A 19,725-nucleotide genomic window follows, 5' to 3' on the forward strand; every position below is an offset into this window, starting at 1 on the left:
TTTGAAACGAAGCTGACTGCCGTCCCGCTGAAAGACTCGTTTAGCGTATTCGCTTAAGCGCCCGGCGAAGCCCTGTTCGAGGCCTCGCTTGCGGCGCCGTTCAGCCGATCTGCGCGACGACCGGTGCGTGGTCCGACGGCTGCTCCCACTTGCGCGGCACCTTGTCGACATCGCAGGACGCGCACGCGTCGGCCAGCGCTTTCGACAGCAGAATGTGGTCGATACGCAGCCCCGCATTGCGGCGGAACGCCATCATCCGGTAGTCCCACCACGAGTAGATCTTTTCCGGCTGCTCGAACTGGCGGAACGCGTCGACGAGACCGAGTTCGATCAGCCGCACGAACTCGCCGCGCTCTTCGGGCGACACCAGATTCTGGCCTTCCCACGCTTTCGGATCGTGCACGTCGCGATCGTCCGGCGCGATGTTGTAGTCGCCGAGCAGCGCGAGCTTCGGATACAGCGCCATTTCGCTCGCGATCCAGTCGTGCAGCGCGGCGAGCCAGCGCAGCTTGTAGGCGAATTTGTCGGTGCCGGGCGCCTGACCGTTCGGGAAGTAAGCGGAGATGATGCGCACGCCCTCGACGGTCGCGGCGATCACGCGTTGCTGCGGGTCCTCAAAACCGGGGATATTGCGCACGATGCTGCTTTCGTCGACGTTCAGGCCGTCGCGCACCAGGATGCCGACGCCGTTATAGGTCTTCTGGCCCGCGAACCAGCTCCGGTAGCCTTTCTCTTCGAGTTCGGCGCGGGGGAATTTGTCGTCGGTCAGCTTCAGTTCCTGCAGGCACAGCACATCCGTTTGACTGGTTTCGAGCCAGTCGATGACGTGCTGCAGGCGGACTTTGAGGGAGTTGACGTTCCAGGTGGCGATTTTCATGAATTTCTCACATTCTTGCTGGGCAAGGCTTTGTGGGGCACTGGCCCCGCGTTCCTGCTTTATTTTGCGTTAGCTGCCCTTCTGGCGACCCGAATTCGGATTGGCAGGATCGGGTCAATTCCAATAGTCCCGCATCTTATCGCGCGAGACGCGCGACGGCGAAAAATGCCTCGACGGCCGGGAAAAATAAAAGCCCGATCCCGCCATGCCGCAGCGTATAGTGGGATCACATTGACGCGCATCGGGGATTCATCATGGCCCAACTTTATCCTGCCCTTTATAAGGACTTCGAAGTGCATCCGCTGGTGTTTTCGCGGCAGTTCGACAAGTTCGACGGTCACAAGCGTCATGCCGAAGGCTACGACGTTGCGGTACGCGTCTGCCGGCCGGGCGCGATCAGCGGCTCGAAGGCAAGCCGCGTATTTCGTCTCGTGCTGCCGTCCACGTTCTCCGATTTCGGCGTCGCGAAACGCAGCGCGAGTCAGTACGGCGCGGACATCATCGACGGCAAAGTCGAAGGCTCGACGGTCGAGGATCTCTGAGTCCCCTGGCTACTTGCTGAATGAGCAGCGGATACGCGCCGCACACCTCATTTGAAATTATTTCATCCGATTGTTTGACGTTTCGCGAACGGCCCGATATACTCTTTTTCTCTGACGCGGGGTGGAGCAGTCTGGCAGCTCGTCGGGCTCATAACCCGAAGGTCGTAGGTTCAAATCCTACCCCCGCAACCAAGTTTTGTTGAAAGCCCGCTAGCGCAAGCTAAGCGGGCTTTTTAACTTCTGGCGCGTCCTGTTTCATGCACGGGCCACACGCGAGCACGGACCACACGCGCTTGCCTTCAGTCCTGCATTCAGTCCAACCCGATCGCCCATTCCACTGCAGCTTGCGCATGCAACGCCGCCGTATCGAACACGCGTAACGCCGAATCTTCCGGTTTGATCAGCAAGGTGATTTCCGTGCAGCCGAGAATCACTGCCTGCGCACCACGCGCAGCCAGGTTTTCGATCACGCGTTGATACACCGCACGCGAGGCGTCATTGACTTTGCCGTGGCACAGCTCGTCGTAGATGATGCGGTGCACATTCGCGCGTTCGGCTTCATCAGGAACCAGCGTCTCGAGCTCGTAGCGCTCGCGTAAGCGCCCCGTGTAGAACGTCTGCTCCATCGTGTAGCGTGTACCCAGCAAACCCACCCGCGTGATGCCTGCGGCGCGCAGCGCGCTACCGGTCGGATCGGCGATGTGCAGGAAGGGCACGTCGATCGCCTGCTCGATCGATTCACACACGCGGTGCATCGTATTGGTCGCCAGTATCACCAGATCGGCGCCGCCGCGTTCGAGTTGACGTGCGGCGTCGGCCATCTGTTTGCCGAGCGCGGTCCAGTCGCCCGCGCGCTGGTTGGCCTCGATCGACGCGAAGTCGACCGTCACCATCAGGCTGCGGGCGTTGTGATGGCCGCCGAGGCGCGCCTTGGCGTGGCGGTTCATGAGCGTGTAGTACTCGGCGGACGATTCCCAACTCATGCCGCCGATCACGCCGATGGTTTTCATAATCTTGCTCCGTGGGTGGATGATGTGGGCCGTTGTGCGTCGACGGAGAAGGCCGAAGCCTAACGCCAGACGTCGAACGTGTGGAAAACCGAGTATAGGCGGGCGTCATTGCCCGTAGCCGGTACGGATTCCCCTCTGCCCACCGGTACGGCGTATTGTTAAAACGCAGCCACGCACTTTCTGACACCGATAGAATCGTAACCAGTCAAAGAGCGGTCAACAGGGAGCGAACCATGGATCTGATCATCCGCCGCGCGATGCTGCCGCCGAGCGCGACATCACAGCAGAAGCAACACAAGCAGCCGATCGACATCGGCATCGAAGCGGGCCGCATCGTCGCCGTCGAACCGAATCTGGCCGCGAGCGCGCGCGAAGAAATCGATGCTGCCGGTTCGCTCGTCACGCCGCCATTCGTCGATCCGCATTTCCACATGGACGCGACGCTGTCGTACGGTCTACCCCGCGTGAACGCGTCGGGCACTTTGCTGGAAGGCATCGCGCTGTGGGGCGAACTGAAGCCGCACCTCACCCAGGAGGCGCTGATCGAGCGCGCGCTGCAGTATTGCGACTGGGCCGTCGCGCGCGGTCTGCTGGCGATTCGCAGCCACGTGGATGTGTGCGATCCGCGCTTGCTCGCGGTCGAGGCGCTGGTTGAAGTGAAGCGCCGCGTCGCACCGTATCTCGATCTGCAACTGGTCGCGTTTCCCCAGGACGGCGTCTTGCGCAGCGCCGGCGCATTCGACAATCTCAAGCGTGCGATTGCGATGGGCGTCGACGTGGTCGGCGGGATTCCGCATTTCGAACGCACGATGGCCGACGGTGCGCAGTCCGTGCGCATGCTGTGCGAGTTCGCGGCGGAGCAGGGCTTGCGCGTCGACATGCATTGCGACGAATCGGACGATCCGATGTCGCGCCATATCGAAACGCTCGCGGCCGAAACGCACCGGCTTGGCTTGCATGGGCGCGTCACCGGTTCTCATCTGACCTCGATGCATTCGATGGACAACTACTACGTCAGCAAGCTCTTGCCGCTGATGCGCGAGTCGGGCGTCGCGGCAATCGCCAATCCGCTGATCAACATCACGCTGCAAGGCCGCAGCGACACCTATCCGAAACGGCGCGGCATGACACGCGTACCGGAGATGATGGCGGCGGGCATCAACGTCGCGTTCGGTCACGATTGCGTGATGGACCCGTGGTATAGCCTCGGCTCGGGCGACATGCTCGAAGTTGCGCACATGGGCTTGCATGTTGCGCAGATGACAGGCGTCGACGGCATGCATGCGTGCTTCGACGCGGTCACGGTGAATGCCGCGCGTATTCTCGGTCTGGAAGGCTACGGCATCGCGCCGGGAAGTGCCGCCAATCTCGTGCTGCTCGACGCACGCGATCCGGTCGAAGCGATCCGCTTGCGCGCCGCGCGGCTAGCGGTGGTGAGCCGCGGCAAGGTGGTGAGCCGTGCGCCTGCTGCGCGCGCTGCGTTGTCGCTGGAAGGGCGTCCCGTGCAGGTGGATTTCAAACTGCATCGCAGTTAGCCGCAGCGCACAGCAAACGTGCGCGCGAATGAAAAAAGCCGGTGCTTGCTCATGAGAAAACACCCCAAATCTCTGGACGGGCGTCCAACGATTTGGGGTGCAGTTCAGTCACCGGCTTTTTTGTCGGCGTCGGCGCCATCTACAACGCCGACTGATGCTTCAACGCACGATCAATGCGCCGTGGCAGGCGTCATGCCGTTGTGCCGCAACAAGGCATCGATATTCGGCTCGCGGCCGCGGAACGCCTTGAACGATTCCATCGCGGGACGGCTGCCGCCCACTTCCAGAATCTCCTTGCGATAACGCATGCCGGTCGCCTGATCGAGCACACTGCCACTCGCGGCCTTTGCCGCCTCTTCGAACGCGGCATACGCATCGGCGGAGAGCACTTCCGCCCACTTGTAGCTGTAGTAACCCGCGGCATAACCGCCCGCGAAAATATGGCTGAACGTATTCGGCCAACGCGAGAACGAAGCTTGCGGCACCACATGGAAACGCTCGTTGATCTCGCTCGCGAGTTCGGTCGCGTTCTTCGTGCCGGACGCATCAAAACCGGTATGCAGTTGCATGTCGAACATCGAGAAAACGATCTGGCGCAACGTGCCAAGACCGCTCTGGAAATTCTTCGCGGCGAGCATCTTGTCGAACAGATCGCGCGGCAACGGCTTCGCGGTTTCGACGTGCGAGGTCATGTCGCTCAACACGTCCCACTCCCAGCAGAAGTTCTCCATGAATTGCGACGGCAGTTCGACCGCATCCCACTCGACGCCGTTGATGCCTGACACGCCGAGTTCATCGACACGCGTGAGCATGTGATGCAGCCCGTGGCCGAACTCATGGAACAGAGTGATCACTTCATCATGCGTGAAGCAGGCGGGCTTGCCGCCGACCGGCGCCGAGAAGTTGCAGGTCAGATACGCCACCGGCGTTTGCACGCCGCCGTGCGTGTGCTTGTGACGGCCGCGCGCGTCGTCCATCCATGCGCCGCCGCGCTTGCCTTCGCGTGCATACAGGTCGAGATAGAACTGCGCGACGAGGCCGCCGTCCTGATTCTCGACACGGAAAAAGCGCACATCCGGATGCCATACCGCAGCTTCATCGCGGCGGATGCGCACGCTGAACAGCGTTTCGGTGACCTTGAAGAGACCCTTGAATACGGCGTCTTCCGGGAAATACTGTTTGACTTCGTTTTCGGAGAACGAATAGCGCTGCTGACGCAGACGCTCAGCGGCGAACGTCATGTCCCACGGCTGCAGGTCGGTCATGCCAAGTTCGTTCGCGGCAAACTCGCGCAGTTCCTTCCAGTCCTGTTCAGCGTGCGGACGCGCGCGCGTGGCGAGGTCTTCGAGGAAGGCCATCACTTGCGCCGGCGACTCAGCCATCTTGGGCGCGAGCGAGACTTCGGCGAAGTTGTTGTAACCCAGCATGTGCGCTTCTTCCGCGCGCAGCTTTAACTGATCGGCGAGCACCTGAGTGTTGTCCCACTCGGGCTTGCCGCCGCCGTATTGCGGGCCGAGCTCGGAGGCCCGGGTCACATACGCGCGGTATATCGTTTCGCGCATCGCGCGATTTTCCGAGTACTGCATCACCGGGAAATACGACGGGAAGTGCAGCGTGAATTTGTAGCCGGTCTTGCCTTCGCGCTCGGCCGCTTCCTTCGCGGCTTCGATCGCGTCTTCGGGCAGGCCGGCCACTTGTGCTTCATCGCCGGCTTCGACGACATACGCGTACGCGTTCGTTGCATCGAGGACGTGATCCGAAAACGCTTTCGACAACCCCGCCTGGCGTTCCTGCAATTCGGCGAAATGCGGTTTCTGGTCTTCCGGCAACTCCGCGCCCGACAGGCGGAAATCGCGCAGCGCATTGCTGAGAATTTTCTTGCGCTCGCTGGTCAGCGAAGCGAAATCGTCGCTGGCGTTCAGCGCCTTGTACTTCTCGTACAGCGCGAGATTCTGGCCGACGCTCGACCAGAATTCGGTGACGCGCGGCAGATTCTCGCCGTACACGGCGCGCAGCTCCGGCGTGTCCGCCACGGCGTTCAGATGGCCGACCACGCTCCAGGCGCGCGACAGCGGCTCGGTGGCGCGCTCGACCGGCTCGACCACGTCGGCCCACGAAGCGGGCGTAATCGGCTGGGCGGCGCGTTCGACGGCGGCAGCTGCATCGGCGAGCAGAACATCGAGGGCGGGCGTGACGTGTTCGGGGCGGATTTCGCCAAAGCGCGGCAGGTCGGAGAAATCGAGGAGCGGATTGTCGTGCTTCGAGGGGGTAGTGGACATAAGGCTTCCTGTCTGACGCGGGTGAACGGGTAATCGGAGCATCGACGGGCGCGCGCGATGACGCCCCCGATGACACTCCACATGGACATTATTGGGGCAGGGCGCGCTGATTCCAATCCGTCGGCAGACAAATTATCAGATGTGGCGTGACCGTGTGCGGGAGCAGCGAATGCTGCAGGCGGTTTGGGCGGAGAGAATGCGCCGCTGGGTTACGCCCGACTCGCCGCGCCCGCTATGGCGCGGCGCTCTGTGCGGCAGCGAACTGTGCAAATTGCTGCCATGCCGCATTCTGGCCTGTCACTACCCGTCCGCGACGTTTTCCGTAAGAGGTATCGATGAACCCGCTTTCGCACGCTCTATCGCGCAACGGCAACAATTTCGACCTCGTGCGGCTTCTTGCCGCCATTGCCGTCGTGTATGGCCACTCGTATCTGCTGCAGGCGCCCGACGGCGCGACGGACTGGGTCCAGAACGCGCTCGGCTTCGACGGCTTCGGCGCACTCGGCGTCTACGCATTTTTTCTGCTGAGCGGCATGCTGGTGACCGCCAGTTTCGACCGGCAGCGCTCGGTGCCCCGGTTCGCCGTGTTGCGCATCGCGCGCCTGTGGCCGGCGGTGGCGGGCGCTTCGCTGGTGACCGTGTTCATCCTCGGGCCGCTGTTGACGACACTGCCGCTGCGCGACTATTTCGCTTCCGGCATGACGTGGGCCAACCTCGACAACTTCTCCACCATCGTGCTGAAAACCGGTTGGGCGCTGCCCGGCGTATTCGAGCACAACCGTTTTCCTGTGGACGTCTGCGCGCCCCTGTGGACGCTGCCGCTCGAAGTGCGCTGCTATCTGATCGTGATGGTGACCGGCATGCTGGGGCTGCTGTCCAGCGCGCGCGGCGTGGCGCTGGCGGCGGCGCTCGGCTGCGCCGCGTTCGTTCTGCGCGTGCATCTGCCGCATCTGCAGGTCGGGTTGCGTGACTTCAGCGAAACGCCCGGCGGCTATTCGTTCTGGCCGGAGCCGTTTTTCATGCTGGGGATGCTGCTATACGGCTGGCGCGAACGGATCAGCATCAACGGCCTGACGGCGCTCGCATTGACGATGGTGTTTCTGGTGTTCCGCGACACGGCCGGCGCTCAACCGCTGTTCTATCTGGCGTTTGTCTACGGCGTGCTGTGGGTGGGCACGTCACCGCTCCTGCGGCGCTTCGTGCCGCGTCACGATTACTCGTATGGGATTTATCTGTACGGCTTCATGGTGCAGCAGTGCGTCGCGAATATCGCGCCGCAGTTGAGCCATGTGACGGCGGTGCTGATCGCCGCGCCGTTCATCCTGCTGTGCGCGGCGCTGTCTTGGCACTGCCTGGAGCAGCCGGTGCTGAAGTGGTGCCGCGGGCGCCTGGCGCGTCGGCAGACGTCGCTTGGCGCGGGTCTGGCGACAGGGGATCAGGCGGCGCGCTGAAGGCGGGGCTTGGCGTGGAAGGATGGCGACACGCATCCGGCGCCTTGCATGCCGGCGAATCCGCTTCGACGGCATGCGTTCGCAGCGTTAGTTCGATGCGTTACCCTTGCGCTGCCGCTTCGCGCTCAGCGGCTTCGATCGTGTTGACGAGCAGCATCGTGATGGTCATCGGGCCGACGCCGCCCGGCACCGGCGTGATGTAGCCGGCCACGTCCTTGACACCCGCAAAATCGACATCGCCGCACAGCTTGCCGGCTTCGTCGCGATTCATGCCGACGTCGATCACGGCTGCGCCCGGCTTCACCATGTCCGCCGTGAGAATGTTGCGCAGGCCGGTGGCGGCGACCACCACGTCGGCTTGACGTGTATGGGCGGCCAGATCGCGCGTTTTGCTATGGCAGATCGTGACGGTCGCGCCGGCTTCGAGCAGCAGCAGCGCCATCGGCTTGCCGACGATGTTCGAGCGGCCGATCACCACCGCGTTCGCGCCTTGCAGCGGAATCTCATAAGCGGCCAGCATCTTCATGACGCCGTACGGCGTGCACGGGCGGAACAGCGGTTGGCCGGTCATCAGCGCGCCGGCATTGGCCACGTGAAAACCGTCGACATCCTTTTCCGGGGCGATCGCCTCGATCACCTTGTGGCTATCGATATGCGGCGGCAGCGGCAGTTGCACCAGAATGCCGTGGATACGCGGATCGCGGTTCAGTTCGTCGATGCGCGCCAGCAGCTCGGCTTCCGGCAGATCGGCCGGGTAGCGGTCGAACGACGAGCCGAGGCCGTTGTCATTGCACGCCTTGACCTTGTTGCGCACATAGACTTCGCTGGCCGGATTGTCGCCGACCAGCACGACGGCGAGGCCCGGCTGATGCCCGCGGGCGGTGAGGGCGGCGGCGCGGGTAGCGACTTCGGCGCGCAGGGTCTTGGAAAGGGCTAGGCCGTCGATCAGTTTGGCTGTCATGGTCGGTCGAGATGGGCGGTTTGGAAAGCGGAGCAGGGCGCAGGCGCGTGCGCGGCACGTGCGATGGCGCTTTTCACCGGAAGCGGGTCGGCACATGAAAGGCGCGCGGCGCGAATCAGGGATAAGCAGCGCTGCAAAGTCCGACATTATACCGGCCTGGCACGGCGTGCCATGCACGGATTCCTGGTGTGCGGGAGCGTGGCGGAGTCGCGCTGCCTCCGGCCGTCCATGGCAGCGCGGGTGGCGAGTGCCTGGCCTGCTCGGCAGGCGTGGGCGTCAGCGCGGACGTCAACTTGGATACCCGCGCTGGACACCGACGTAGAACCGGAAGTAGATCGGCCGCGGACGGGCTTGCGCTCCGCCGCGGCCGTCGAGCGCTCTCTTCCTTTACTCCTGCACCGGCTGCCAGCCACCGTCCGGGTCGAACGATTTAATGGCGGCCGCGGCACGCGCGGTCTGTGGTCCCAGGTTCTTCTGATAGACCTGACCGTCCTGATTAACGATAAAGCTCATCACGCCGGTCTTGCCGTACTCGGCCGGCGAGGCGATCAGACCGAAGCCTTTGGTCAGCACGCCGTTCTCGACGTAGTTCTGCGCACCGCCCTTCGCGTGCGGACCTTGCGCCGTCAGGATCCGGTAGTGATAGCCGTGGTAGGCCTCTTTCGGCAGGGTGCCGTTAGGCATGGTGGCGGCGAGTGGTCCGAGCGGGCTTTCTGCTTCGCCAGGCGCCGTCACCCAATACAGACCGTCGTGCTGGCCCTCCGTACTGACGAAGCGCTGTGCGTAGTGCTGGGTCAGGTTGTGATAGTCGTTTTGAGCGTCGAGGTAGGCGAGCGAGGTCAGGATCGCCGCGCGTTCGTTGCGGCCGATGCGGCGCGTCAGCATCTCGTCCTGCGCGGCGGGCGGATCGAAACGCCAACCCTTGCCAGCCTGCACGAGCGGTATCGGCAAGGTCCAGCCACTGTCGCCGACTGCCAGATGCGCGGTTGCGCGACCCTTGGTCGTCACCGGGTCTTCGACGATCTGATGCCCTTTCGACCATGCGCCGAGGAACTGGTAGATGTCGTCCTCGCCGATTCCTTCGGCAGGAATGAAGCGACGAAAATCGTTGCCGAGCACGTGTTTGAGCGCACCTTCGTCGTTGCGGGCCAGGGCGTCGGCGAACGCATTGGCGGCTTCGTCGGCAGTGGGATAGACCGCTTGCGCGTGTGCGGCGGTTGTGCCGAGCAGCAATACCGGCGCCACCAGCAGGGTGCCGGTCGTGCCGAGGGCGACGGCCAGCGTTAGAACGCGGGCGCGCAAGGCGCCGTGTGGAAATAAGCGAATCATCAGAGACTCCTCCTGATCGTTCAACGGTTGCGGCCGAGGTGGCGCTCACCGCCGCCGCCACCGCCCAGTCTGCCGCCGCCACCGCCGCGCTGGACGCCGCCGCCGTTGGCACCGAGGCCACCGCCCGTGCGTTGCTGGCCACCACCGTTGGCGCCGAAACCGCCGTTGCCGGAACGATTCGCGGCCGCGTTACGGCTTGCCTCGCCGCGCTGCGTCTCCTGCCGCGCGGCGTTGCCGTCGCCGGCGCCACGTAACGCGTTATCGCGATTGGCGTTCTGCGCGCGGTTTTGCAGATCGGCGTTCTGCGTGCCGCCCTGGTGAATCCCCTGCACGCGCTGGCTCGCGCTGCCGCTCAGATTCTGGCCGGTGCGGTTCTGCAAGGTCTGCTGCGCCTGGGCACGGGCGGCGTCGTCACGGCCGCGATAGGCATCGCGCTGCGCACCGCCGAGATTGTTGTTGACGTTGCGGTTGAGATTCGCGTTGTTGACGTTGCGATTGACGTTGGTGTTGCGGTTCCAGTTCGTGGTGCTGCCATTCACATTGAGCCGGTTGTTGACATTGATGTTGTTGTACCGGTTCACGTTGATATTGACGTCATGCGTGTTCCAGTTGAAGCCGCCCCACAGCGAATTGGCCACGGCGACACCTGCGCCGAACGCAAGACCGGCAGCTAAACCGCTGGCGATTGCATAACCGGGCGGCGGCGGGACATACACGGGTGGGTAGGCGGGATAGGGCCACGTACCGTAGACGACAGTCGGGTTATACGTCGGCACGTACACCACTTGCGGATTGGCCGGCACGATCTGAATCGTGCTTTGCTCGACCACAACCTTCTGCTGCGAACTCGTCTTCAGATTGCCGGCGGCCTGGGCCTGTTTGCGCAAGCGTTGCACGGAATCCATCACGTCGTTTGGCTGGGCGAGAAAAGCGTTGCCGAGCTGCGCGACCCAGTCGGGTTTCGACGCCATTGTCGCGAGGACCTGCGGGAAGGCGACCAGCGATTGAACGCTCGGGTCCCATGGCTCGGACGCGACTGCTTTGACGGCGTCGTCGCCTTGCAGTTTCGAGTTCGCTTTCGACCATTCCGCCGCGGCCTGCACGTCTTGCGGGAAGGTGGCGGCCATCAGCACCTGCGCGAGCAGAGCGTCAGGATAGAGCGCGATGGGCGCGGTCAGCGAATCGAGTTGCTGGTTCGACACTTTCGTGGGGCTTTGCGCATAGACCGCGCTCGGCGTGACCAGACCGACGAAGAGTGGTGCGCCCGCAAGTGCGGCGCAAACAAGCAACACACGCGAACGGTGTGTTCCGGATCGTTTCACGATGAAATCCTCCCGGCTGCGTTAGACGCACGAAGTCAATACGCGGCGCATGCTGCGTTGCTTCGGCGCGATGGAATGGAGAAGGAAGCGAGTAAAAAGGCCGGCTCAGCTTCGCTTGAACCGTTCGATATGACAGGTACCTCAGCAACGCGGTCGAGCCACCTTAACTGTTTCGCACCGCTCGGCGACGCCCCATATGACAACGACAGCACACATGTCCTGCGTTTATCGGGCATCAAGGGTTCCTGCTGAGGAGTTCTGTGTAAATTAAGGGGCGCAGCGCAGCTTGTCAATCTTGCCGGAGGAAAGAAGTTATTGCCACGCGACGTAAGCACATGCTGACTAATGCGTATTGATTAACGGAAGACGGACGCAGGCGCAGACGCGTCGAATCATGCCGCTCGCCGCTGTTGCGAAGCGGGGGAAGGGAGGAAGGAGATGAAGCGGACCGGACTGTTCGACAGTCCGGCCGTTGAGACTCAGTCGCAACCCGTGGGGTGTGAAGCGGTCGCGAGGTTCACTGTTATTGCGCCGGTTGCGGCTTGTTCGACAGCGCCAGGCGCAGCAGATCGGCGACCGTGTTGACGTTGAGCTTTTCCATGATGTTCGCGCGGTGCGCTTCGACCGTCTTGATGCTGATGCCGAGGTCGTCGGCGATCTGCTTGTTCAGACGGCCGGCGATGATGCGCTCGAGCACCTGGTGCTCACGCGCGGTCAGTTTGCCCAGACGTTCGGCGGCGGCGCGTTGCTGCTGCACGCTGGTGCTTTCGCTGCGCGCCTTGTCGAGCATGCGCTCGACCAGCTTGCGCAGTTCGGCTTCGTCGAACGGTTTCTCGATGAAGTCCATCGCGCCTTTTTTCATCGTCGACACGGCCATCGGCACGTCGCCGTGGCCGGTCACGAAGATGATCGGCAGCGACGCGTTGTCGGCGATCAGGCGTTCCTGCAACTCGAGCCCGCTCATGCCGGACATCCGCACATCGAGAATCAGACATGCGATCTGGCCCGGATGCGTATGCGGCTGCCATGCGTCGATGAACTGCTCGGCGCTGGAGAAGCATTGCACGCGGTAGCCGTTCGCCTCCAGCAGCCAGCGCAGCGAATCTCGCACGGCCTCGTCGTCGTCGACGACAAAGACAGTTTCCTGTGTGGTGACTGGGCTGTTCATAGCTCTCCCGTAACGGTTTGTGGTGTCGGCGCCTCTGACCCGCCGTTGCTCGGGCCGTCGGGCTCTCCAATAGGCAGACTGCAATGGAACGTGGCGCCTGTGATGTGGCCGTCGGATTCGACGTTGTTGACCACCCACAGACGGCCGCGGTGCGATTCGATAATCGAACGGCAAATGTTCAGCCCCATGCCCATACCATCGGACTTGGTGCTGTAAAACGGTTCAAAGAGACGCTCGGCTGTCGCTTCGTCGACGCCAGGTCCCTGGTCGACGACGCTGATGCAGACAAACCCGCCCTCCAGCCGCACGACCACGCGAATCACCGGGTCGACCGCATTCGGGCGCGCATCGTGCATGGCCTCGACGCCGTTCTTCAGCAGGTTCACCAGCACCTGCTCGATCAGAACCGGATCGACATAGATCACCGGCAGGCGCGAGCGCAGATCGGTGACGATACGAATCTTGCGCTTGCGCGCTTCGAGTTCGGCGAGACCCACCGCGTCCGCGACGATATCGGCCACGCGCGTAGCCTGGCGTTTCGGCTCGCTGCGTTTCACGAACTCGCGAATGCGCTTGATGATCATGCCCGCCCGCACCGCCTGTTGGGCGGTTTTCTCGAGCACGGGCAAGAGATTGTCAGGCGTCGTCCGACCGGATTTAACCAGCGCAACCGTTCCTGAGCAATAGTTATTGATCGCGGCGAGCGGCTGGTTCAGTTCGTGCGCGAGCGAGGAGGCCATTTCGCCCATCGTCATCAGGCGGCTGGTGAACTGCAGCTTCTCGTCCTGCTGACGCGAGAGTTCCTGCGCCTGCTTGCGGGTCGTGATGTCCGTCGCGATCTGCATCTGCGCAAGGTGGCCGTCCACCCACTGAATGTACTGGCGGCGCACTTCGAACCATTTCTGGATGCTCTGCACGTAGACTTCCTGCGCATCGGCCGTGCTTTCGGTCAGCGCGGCAGCGGGCAGACCCGCGTAGGCATCCACCATATCGATCGAATCGGACGACGCCTGTGCGCTATCGAACCCGCCGCCCGCCAATTCCAGATGGCCGTCCGGGCGAATGCCGAACAGGTGGCGGTAGTAGCGGTTGGCGAACAGCAGTTCGGCTTCGTCGGCGGCCAGCACCGAGACGGCGGCGTCGAGACTTTCGAGCACGGTCGTGAAGCGCTCGTGCGCCGCAGCGAGTTCTTCGCGCGCGCGCTTGGGCTCGGTAATGTCGGTCATCGACGACATCCAGCCGGTCTGGCGTCCCGAGCTGTCGATCAGGGGCGAGACATAGAGCCGCGCATGGAACAGCGAACCGTCTTTGCGGCGCACCCGCAATTCGAAGCCCGAAGAGGGGGCCTTGCCGCGCAGCGTCATGTCGAGCTGGCGTTGCATCTCAGGGTAGGCGTCGCGCGGCCAGTAAGCGAACGGCGCGTTCTTGCCGACCAGATCGCTTTCGTCCCAGCCGGTCATGCGGCAGAACGCCGGGTTCACGTGTGTGATGCGCCCGTGCATGTCGAGCACGCGCATGCCGATCAGCACCGAATTTTCCATCGCGCGGCGGAAGAACGCTTCGGCATAGAGCGCCTGCTGCGCTTCGAAGCGTTGCCGCGTATGTTTCCACAAACTCCACAGGCTCCACAACACGAAGCACGACAGGCCCGCCACCAGCCAGACCAGCGTGTTGTTGGTGAAGTTGGTCATCTGCGGGAACGCGTAAACGCGTACCGAGATGCCCTGGCCCGGTGGGTCGAGCGGCAGATCGTAGAACATGTCGCGCGGCAGGCGCGGGCGGGTCGACGTGGTGGTCAACTCGCGGTTGTTCACATCGATGATCGAGATTTTGTATTTGGCCGACAACTCGGGCGGAATGTCGTGCTTCAGGATCCCTTCTACCGAGAACACGGCGGCAATCGTGCCGAGGAAGTCGCGGTCGCGAAAGACCGGCGTCTGCAGGGTGATGTAGCCGTTGCCGACGTCGTCGTAGATCAGCGGCGAGTACACCTGGCGGCGTGTATTACGCGCTTCATTGAAGGCGGCTTTGACCGCTTCGTCCATCTGCGCGTCGTTCGGCTTGGCGAGGCGCTGGCCGAACACGGGGAGTGCGGTATTGGGCCAGCGCGGCTGCTGCTGGCTTGTGTACCAGTTCATGTACAGGATCTCGGGATGCCCCTGCATGATGTCCGTGGTGGACACCTGGAATGAATGCGGATCTGCGTGGCCGGCGACGAGGTCGCGGGCGAGGGCCTGAATCTGTTCCTGCGCGCCCGTCATGGACAGGCGGATCTGCTGCTGCGCCCACGCGACATTACGGTAGAGCGTGTCTTCCTGCTGCTGCTGCTCGCGCCGGTTCAGACTCCACAGAATCAGGCTCATGACGACCAGGAAAACCAGGATCGACAGCAGCGGGGTGAGCAAATAGGAGTTCGACCACCACGGTCCGTGGTGCCAGCGGGAGGACGGCGTCGAATCCGCCGGCGAACCAGCGGTGCGCGCCGAGCGAGCGAAAAGCCGTTCGGTCAACATGCGTGGCATTGTAGCGCAGCGAGTGACTAGCAAATGGCGCAAAAAAGCGCTGAAAGTAACGTTATTCGGCGCAAACTAGCCGACGTATCCGTCGATCGGCAGTCAAATCAGGTTGCGCCGCAACAATTTTCCGCATTATGAGATTCGATCTCGTAATTCGAAAATTTTGTTGCGCGGACGTCGGGACCCCTTTTACAATCGGCCGAAGCTGCCGCGGTCGTGCTTCGTCCGCGTCGTCTGTTCAAAGAGCGTTCCTCTAAATCCAGGAGACGAGCATGTCCGCTGTACCCGACGAAGTCATGAAATATGTCGCTGCCGAAAAAGACGACGATCCCCAGGAAACCGGCGAATGGCTGGAAGCGCTGGATGGCGTGATTTCTGCTGTGGGCCCCGATCGCGCTCACTATCTGATCGAGAAGCAGATCGAATTCGCCCGTGTACACGGCGAACATCTGCCGTTCTCTGCTAACACCCCGTACATCAACACGATTCCTGTGTCACGTCAGGCGCCGATTCCCGGCGACCAGGACCTCGAACACCGTATCCGCTCGTACACTCGCTGGAACGCCATCGCCATGGTGCTGCGCGCGGGCAAGGACACGAACGTCGGCGGCCACATTGCCTCGTTCGCGTCGGCCGCCACGCTGTATGACGTCGGCTACAACCACTTCTGGCACGCACCGTCGGCCGAACACGGCGGTGACCTCGTGTTCGTGCAGGGCCACTCGTCGCCGGGTGTGTACTCGCGCGCGTTCCTGCTCGGCCGTCTGACCGAGAACCAGCTTGACAACTTCCGTCAGGAAGTAGGCGGCGAGGGCATCTCGTCGTATCCGCACCCGTGGCTGATGCCGGACTTCTGGCAATTCCCGACCGTCTCGATGGGCCTTGGCCCGATCATGGCGATCTACCAGGCACGCTTCATGAAGTACATGCAGGCGCGCGGCATTGCGAAGACCGAAGGCCGCAAGGTCTGGGCTTTCCTCGGCGACGGCGAAACGGATGAACCGGAGTCGCTCGGCGCAATCGGCATGGCCGGTCGCGAACGCCTCGACAACCTCGTGTTCGTGATCAACTGTAATCTGCAGCGCCTCGACGGTCCGGTGCGCGGTAACGGCAAGATCATCCAGGAACTCGAAAGCGAATTCCGTGGCGCCGGCTGGAACGTCATCAAGGTTGTCTGGGGCAGCCGCTGGGATGCGTTGTTCCAACGCGACAAGTCGGGCGCGCTGATGCGCCGGATGATGGAAGTCGTCGACGGCGAATATCAGACGTACAAGTCGGAGTCGGGCGCATTTGTTCGCGAACATTTCTTCAATACGCCGGAACTGAAGGCGCTGGTCGCCGACTGGTCCGACGAGGACGTGTGGAACCTGAATCGCGGCGGCCACGATCCGCACAAGATCTACGCAGCGTTCACCGAAGCCACGAATGCCAAGGGCCAGCCGACCGTCATCCTCGCGAAGACGATCAAGGGCTACGGTATGGGCGAAGCTGGTCAGGCGATGAACATCACCCACCAGCAGAAGAAGCTGCACGTGGATCAGCTGAAGAAATTCCGCGACCAGTTCCGCCTGCCGATCGCCGACGAAGACCTCGTCAACGTGCCGTACCTCAAGTTCGAAGAAGGTTCGAAGGAACTCGAGTACATGCGTGCTCGCCGTCAGGACCTGGGTGGTTATCTGCCGGCGCGTCGCCAGAAGGCCGAGTCGCTGCCGGTGCCGGCGCTCGACGCGTTCGAGCCGCTGCTCAAGGGCACGGGCGAAGGCCGTGAGATCTCCACGACGATGGCGTTCGTGCGGATCCTGAATATCCTGCTGAAAGACAAGGCGCTCGGTAAGCGCATCGTGCCGATCGTGCCGGACGAATCGCGTACCTTCGGTATGGAAGGCCTGTTCCGTCAGATCGGTATCTGGAATCAGGAAGGCCAGAAGTATGTGCCGGAAGATTCCGACCAGTTGATGTTCTACCGTGAATCGGAAAGCGGTCAGATCCTGCAGGAAGGCATCAACGAAGCCGGTGGTATGTGTGACTGGATCGCAGCCGCGACGTCGTACTCGACGCACGGCGAGATCATGATCCCGTTCTACATCTTCTACTCGATGTTTGGCTTCCAGCGTATTGGCGACCTGGCATGGGCGGCGGGCGACATGCGTTCGCGCGGCTTCCTGCTGGGCGGCACGGCTGGCCGCACGACGCTGAACGGCGAAGGTTTGCAGCACGAAGACGGCCACTCGCTGTTGTGGGCGGCTTCGGTGCCGAACTGCATCAGCTATGACCCGACGTTCGGTTACGAACTCGCTGTCATCATGCAGGACGGCCTGCGCCGCATGGTCGCGGATCAGGAAGACGTGTACTACTACATCACGGTGATGAACGAGAACTACGAGCACCCGGCGATTCCGCAGGGCGACGCTGTAGCGGCCGACATCATCAAGGGTATGTACTCGTTCAAAAAGGCGGATGCTGATAAGAAGGCACCGCGCGTTCAACTGATGGGCGCGGGCACGATCTTCAATGAAGTGATCGCCGCTGCCGACCTGCTGAAGAACGACTGGGGCGTCGCTGCCGACCTGTGGAGCGTGCCGAGCTTCACCGAACTGGCTCGCGAAGGTCACGAAGTGCAGCGCTGGAATCTGCTGCACCCGACCGAAGAGAAGAAGCTCTCGCACGTCGAGAAGCTGTTGAAGGACGCACAAGGTCCGGTCATCGCATCGACCGACTACGTGCGCGCGCTGACCGAGCAGATCCGCGCGTTCGTGCCGCAGAAGTTCGTCGTGCTGGGCACGGATGGCTACGGCCGTTCGGACACGCGTGAAAAGCTGCGTCACTTCTTTGAAGTCGACCGCTACTGGGTCACGGTTGCCGCGTTGAATGCACTGGCAGATGAAGGCACGATCGAACGCAAGGTCGTCGCCGAGGCGCTCAAGAAGTACAACCTTGATCCCGCCAAACCCAACCCGATGACCGTCTAAGGCATCATTCCCCGTGTGCCACGGCGTGCGCGCCTGCCCTGATCGACAGGGCAGGTGGCGTGCGCGGCCCAGGAGACACTAACAATGAGTCAAGCGATCGAAGTCAAAGTGCCGGACATCGGCGATTACACGGACATCCCGGTGATCGAGGTGCTGGTGAAGGCGGGTGATACCGTCGAGAAAGAGCAATCGCTCGTTACGCTGGAATCCGACAAGGCGACCATGGACGTGCCGAGCTCGGCCGCCGGCGTCGTCAAGGAAGTGAAGGTCAAGGTTGGCGACAACGTGTCGGAAGGTTCGCTGATCGTCGTGCTGGAAGGCGCGGGCGCTGCTGCCGCGCCGGCACCCGCACCCGCACCGGCGCCTGCTGCTGCTCCGGCTCCCGCTGCTGCACCGGCGCCTGCGCCGGCTGCTGCTCCGGCACCGGCTGCCGCCGGCGGTGGTCTGCAGGAAGTCAAAGTGCCGGATATCGGCGACTACAAAGACATCCCCGTGATCGAAGTCGCGGTGAAGGTCGGCGATCGCGTCGAGAAAGAGCAGTCGCTGGTGACGCTCGAATCCGACAAGGCGACCATGGACGTGCCGAGCTCCGCCGCCGGCGTCGTCAAGGAAGTGAAGGTCAAGGTCGGCGATAACGTGTCGGAAGGCTCGGTCATCGTCGTGCTGGAAGCGGATGGTGCTGCTGCGCCGGCTGCCGCACCTGCTGCAAAGCAGGAAGCGCTCGAGAAGCCGTCGGACGCGCCGGCGGCTCCGTCACCCGCTCCGGCTTCGCCGTCTGCGCTTGCACAGGCTCCGGTGATTCCGGCTGGCGAGGGCGGTGCGCGCCGTGCGAGCCACGCGTCGCCGTCCGTGCGCAAGTTCGCGCGCGAACTCGGCGTCGACGTGGTGCAAGTCCAGGGCACAGGTCCGAAGGGCCGTATTACGCAAGCGGACGTGACCGGCTTCATCAAGGGTGTGATGACGGGGCAGCGTGCTGCGCCGGCAGGCGCTGCTGCACCGGCAGGCGCGGGTGGCGGCGAATTGAATCTGCTGCCGTGGCCGAAGGTCGACTTCACCAAGTTCGGTCCGGTCGATCCGAAGCCGCTGTCGCGCATCAAGAAGATCTCGGGCGCGAATCTGCATCGCAACTGGGTCATGATTCCGCACGTCACGAACAACGACGAAGCGGACATCACCGATCTCGAAGCGCTGCGCGTGCAGTTGAACAGGGAAAACGAAAAGGCCGGCGTGAAGATCACGATGCTGGCGTTCGTTATCAAGGCGGTTGTGTCCGCTTTGAAGCAATTCCCGACGTTCAACGCGAGCCTCGACGGCGACAACCTCGTGTTCAAGCAGTACTACCACATTGGGTTTGCTGCGGATACGCCGAATGGTCTGGTCGTTCCGGTGATTCGCGATGCCGATAAGAAGGGTTTGATCGATATCGCGAAGGAAATGGCCGAGCTGTCGAAGGCCGCGCGTGACGGCAAGCTGAAGCCGGATCAGATGCAAGGTGGTTGCTTCTCGATTTCTTCGCTGGGTGGGATTGGCGGGACTAATTTCACGCCGATTATTAACGCGCCTGAAGTCGCTATTCTTGGTCTGTCGCGTGGCGCGATGAAGCCGGTTTGGGATGGCAAGCAGTTTGTGCCGCGGCTGATTTTGCCGCTGTCGTTGTCGTATGACCATCGGGTGATTGATGGCGCCGCGGCGGCGCGGTTCAATGCTTATCTGGGTGCGATTCTTGCCGATTTTCGGCGTGTGATTCTTTGATCTGGTGACGTCGC

13 protein-coding genes and 1 tRNA gene are annotated in these 19,725 nt (G+C 62.6%); 6 read left to right on the forward strand and 8 right to left on the reverse strand.

Translation table 11 applies throughout. From position 1 onward, the window contains the following. Positions 1 to 100: 100 nt before the first annotated feature. Positions 101 to 877, reverse strand: a complete 777-nt coding sequence (gene xth / locus PQQ96_RS23460) for an exodeoxyribonuclease III (protein WP_408297117.1) — start codon at positions 875 to 877, stop codon at positions 101 to 103. A 254-nt stretch (positions 878 to 1,131) separates the two neighbouring features. Here xth and PQQ96_RS23465 point away from each other — a divergent pair, with 254 nt between their 5' ends. Together PQQ96_RS23465 and PQQ96_RS23470 are read left to right on the forward strand one after the other, a co-directional pair. Then, on the forward strand, positions 1,132 to 1,419 hold the full coding sequence (locus PQQ96_RS23465; protein ID WP_074282905.1) for a hypothetical protein: 288 nt from the start codon (positions 1,132 to 1,134) through the stop codon (positions 1,417 to 1,419). A gap of 115 nt (positions 1,420 to 1,534) precedes the next feature. Beyond that, positions 1,535 to 1,611, forward strand: a tRNA-Met gene (locus PQQ96_RS23470). A gap of 119 nt (positions 1,612 to 1,730) precedes the next feature. Here PQQ96_RS23470 and PQQ96_RS23475 read toward each other — a convergent pair. Further along, positions 1,731 to 2,429, reverse strand: a complete 699-nt coding sequence (locus PQQ96_RS23475) for an aspartate/glutamate racemase family protein (protein ID WP_408297120.1) — start codon at positions 2,427 to 2,429, stop codon at positions 1,731 to 1,733. A gap of 233 nt (positions 2,430 to 2,662) precedes the next feature. Here PQQ96_RS23475 and PQQ96_RS23480 point away from each other — a divergent pair, with 233 nt between their 5' ends. Next, positions 2,663 to 3,964, forward strand: a complete 1,302-nt coding sequence (locus tag PQQ96_RS23480; protein ID WP_408297122.1) for an amidohydrolase family protein — start codon at positions 2,663 to 2,665, stop codon at positions 3,962 to 3,964. Positions 3,965 to 4,134: 170 nt separating this feature from the next. Here PQQ96_RS23480 and PQQ96_RS23485 read toward each other — a convergent pair whose 3' ends face one another. Then, on the reverse strand, positions 4,135 to 6,243 hold the full coding sequence (locus PQQ96_RS23485; RefSeq protein ID WP_408297124.1) for a M3 family metallopeptidase: 2,109 nt from the start codon (positions 6,241 to 6,243) through the stop codon (positions 4,135 to 4,137). Between the two features lie 335 nt (positions 6,244 to 6,578). On the opposite strand from PQQ96_RS23485, the gene PQQ96_RS23490 reads away from it, so the two are divergent. Continuing rightward, positions 6,579 to 7,694 carry an acyltransferase family protein gene (locus PQQ96_RS23490; RefSeq protein ID WP_408297126.1) on the forward strand — a complete coding sequence of 372 codons (1,116 nt, stop codon included), beginning with the start codon at positions 6,579 to 6,581 and terminating at the stop codon, positions 7,692 to 7,694. A 100-nt stretch (positions 7,695 to 7,794) separates the two neighbouring features. Here PQQ96_RS23490 and folD read toward each other — a convergent pair whose 3' ends face one another. The 5 genes from folD to fixL form a co-directional block, all read right to left on the reverse strand. Beyond that, on the reverse strand, positions 7,795 to 8,655 hold the full coding sequence (gene folD / locus PQQ96_RS23495; protein ID WP_408297128.1) for a bifunctional methylenetetrahydrofolate dehydrogenase/methenyltetrahydrofolate cyclohydrolase FolD: 861 nt from the start codon (positions 8,653 to 8,655) through the stop codon (positions 7,795 to 7,797). Positions 8,656 to 9,042: 387 nt separating this feature from the next. Next, positions 9,043 to 9,984: a DUF2950 domain-containing protein gene (locus PQQ96_RS23500; protein ID WP_408297130.1), complete on the reverse strand. Its 942-nt coding sequence runs from the start codon at positions 9,982 to 9,984 to the stop codon at positions 9,043 to 9,045. Between the two features lie 20 nt (positions 9,985 to 10,004). Continuing rightward, positions 10,005 to 11,306: a DUF3300 domain-containing protein gene (locus tag PQQ96_RS23505; RefSeq protein WP_408297132.1), complete on the reverse strand. Its 1,302-nt coding sequence runs from the start codon at positions 11,304 to 11,306 to the stop codon at positions 10,005 to 10,007. Between the two features lie 523 nt (positions 11,307 to 11,829). Continuing rightward, the gene (gene fixJ, locus PQQ96_RS23510) at positions 11,830 to 12,474 is read right to left on the reverse strand and encodes an oxygen response regulator transcription factor FixJ (protein WP_011488992.1); all 645 of its coding nucleotides are present in this window, start codon (positions 12,472 to 12,474) and stop codon (positions 11,830 to 11,832) included. Continuing rightward, a complete protein-coding gene (gene fixL, locus PQQ96_RS23515) occupies positions 12,471 to 14,987 on the reverse strand; it encodes an oxygen sensor histidine kinase FixL (RefSeq protein ID WP_408297134.1) in 2,517 nt (838 codons plus the stop codon). The genes fixJ and fixL overlap by 4 nt, the downstream gene beginning before the upstream one ends. A 275-nt stretch (positions 14,988 to 15,262) precedes the next feature. Between fixL and aceE the strand changes: the two genes are divergently transcribed. Both aceE and aceF read left to right on the forward strand, forming a co-directional pair. Beyond that, positions 15,263 to 17,959 carry a pyruvate dehydrogenase (acetyl-transferring), homodimeric type gene (aceE, locus tag PQQ96_RS23520; RefSeq protein WP_408297136.1) on the forward strand — a complete coding sequence of 899 codons (2,697 nt, stop codon included), beginning with the start codon at positions 15,263 to 15,265 and terminating at the stop codon, positions 17,957 to 17,959. An 84-nt stretch (positions 17,960 to 18,043) separates the two neighbouring features. After that, complete coding sequence (gene aceF, locus PQQ96_RS23525; RefSeq protein WP_408297138.1) at positions 18,044 to 19,711, forward strand: dihydrolipoyllysine-residue acetyltransferase; 1,668 nt, start codon at positions 18,044 to 18,046, stop codon at positions 19,709 to 19,711. Positions 19,712 to 19,725 lie beyond the last annotated feature (14 nt).

Source organism: Paraburkholderia sediminicola (assembly GCF_046027825.1).
Taxonomy (GTDB): domain Bacteria; phylum Pseudomonadota; class Gammaproteobacteria; order Burkholderiales; family Burkholderiaceae; genus Paraburkholderia; species Paraburkholderia sediminicola_D.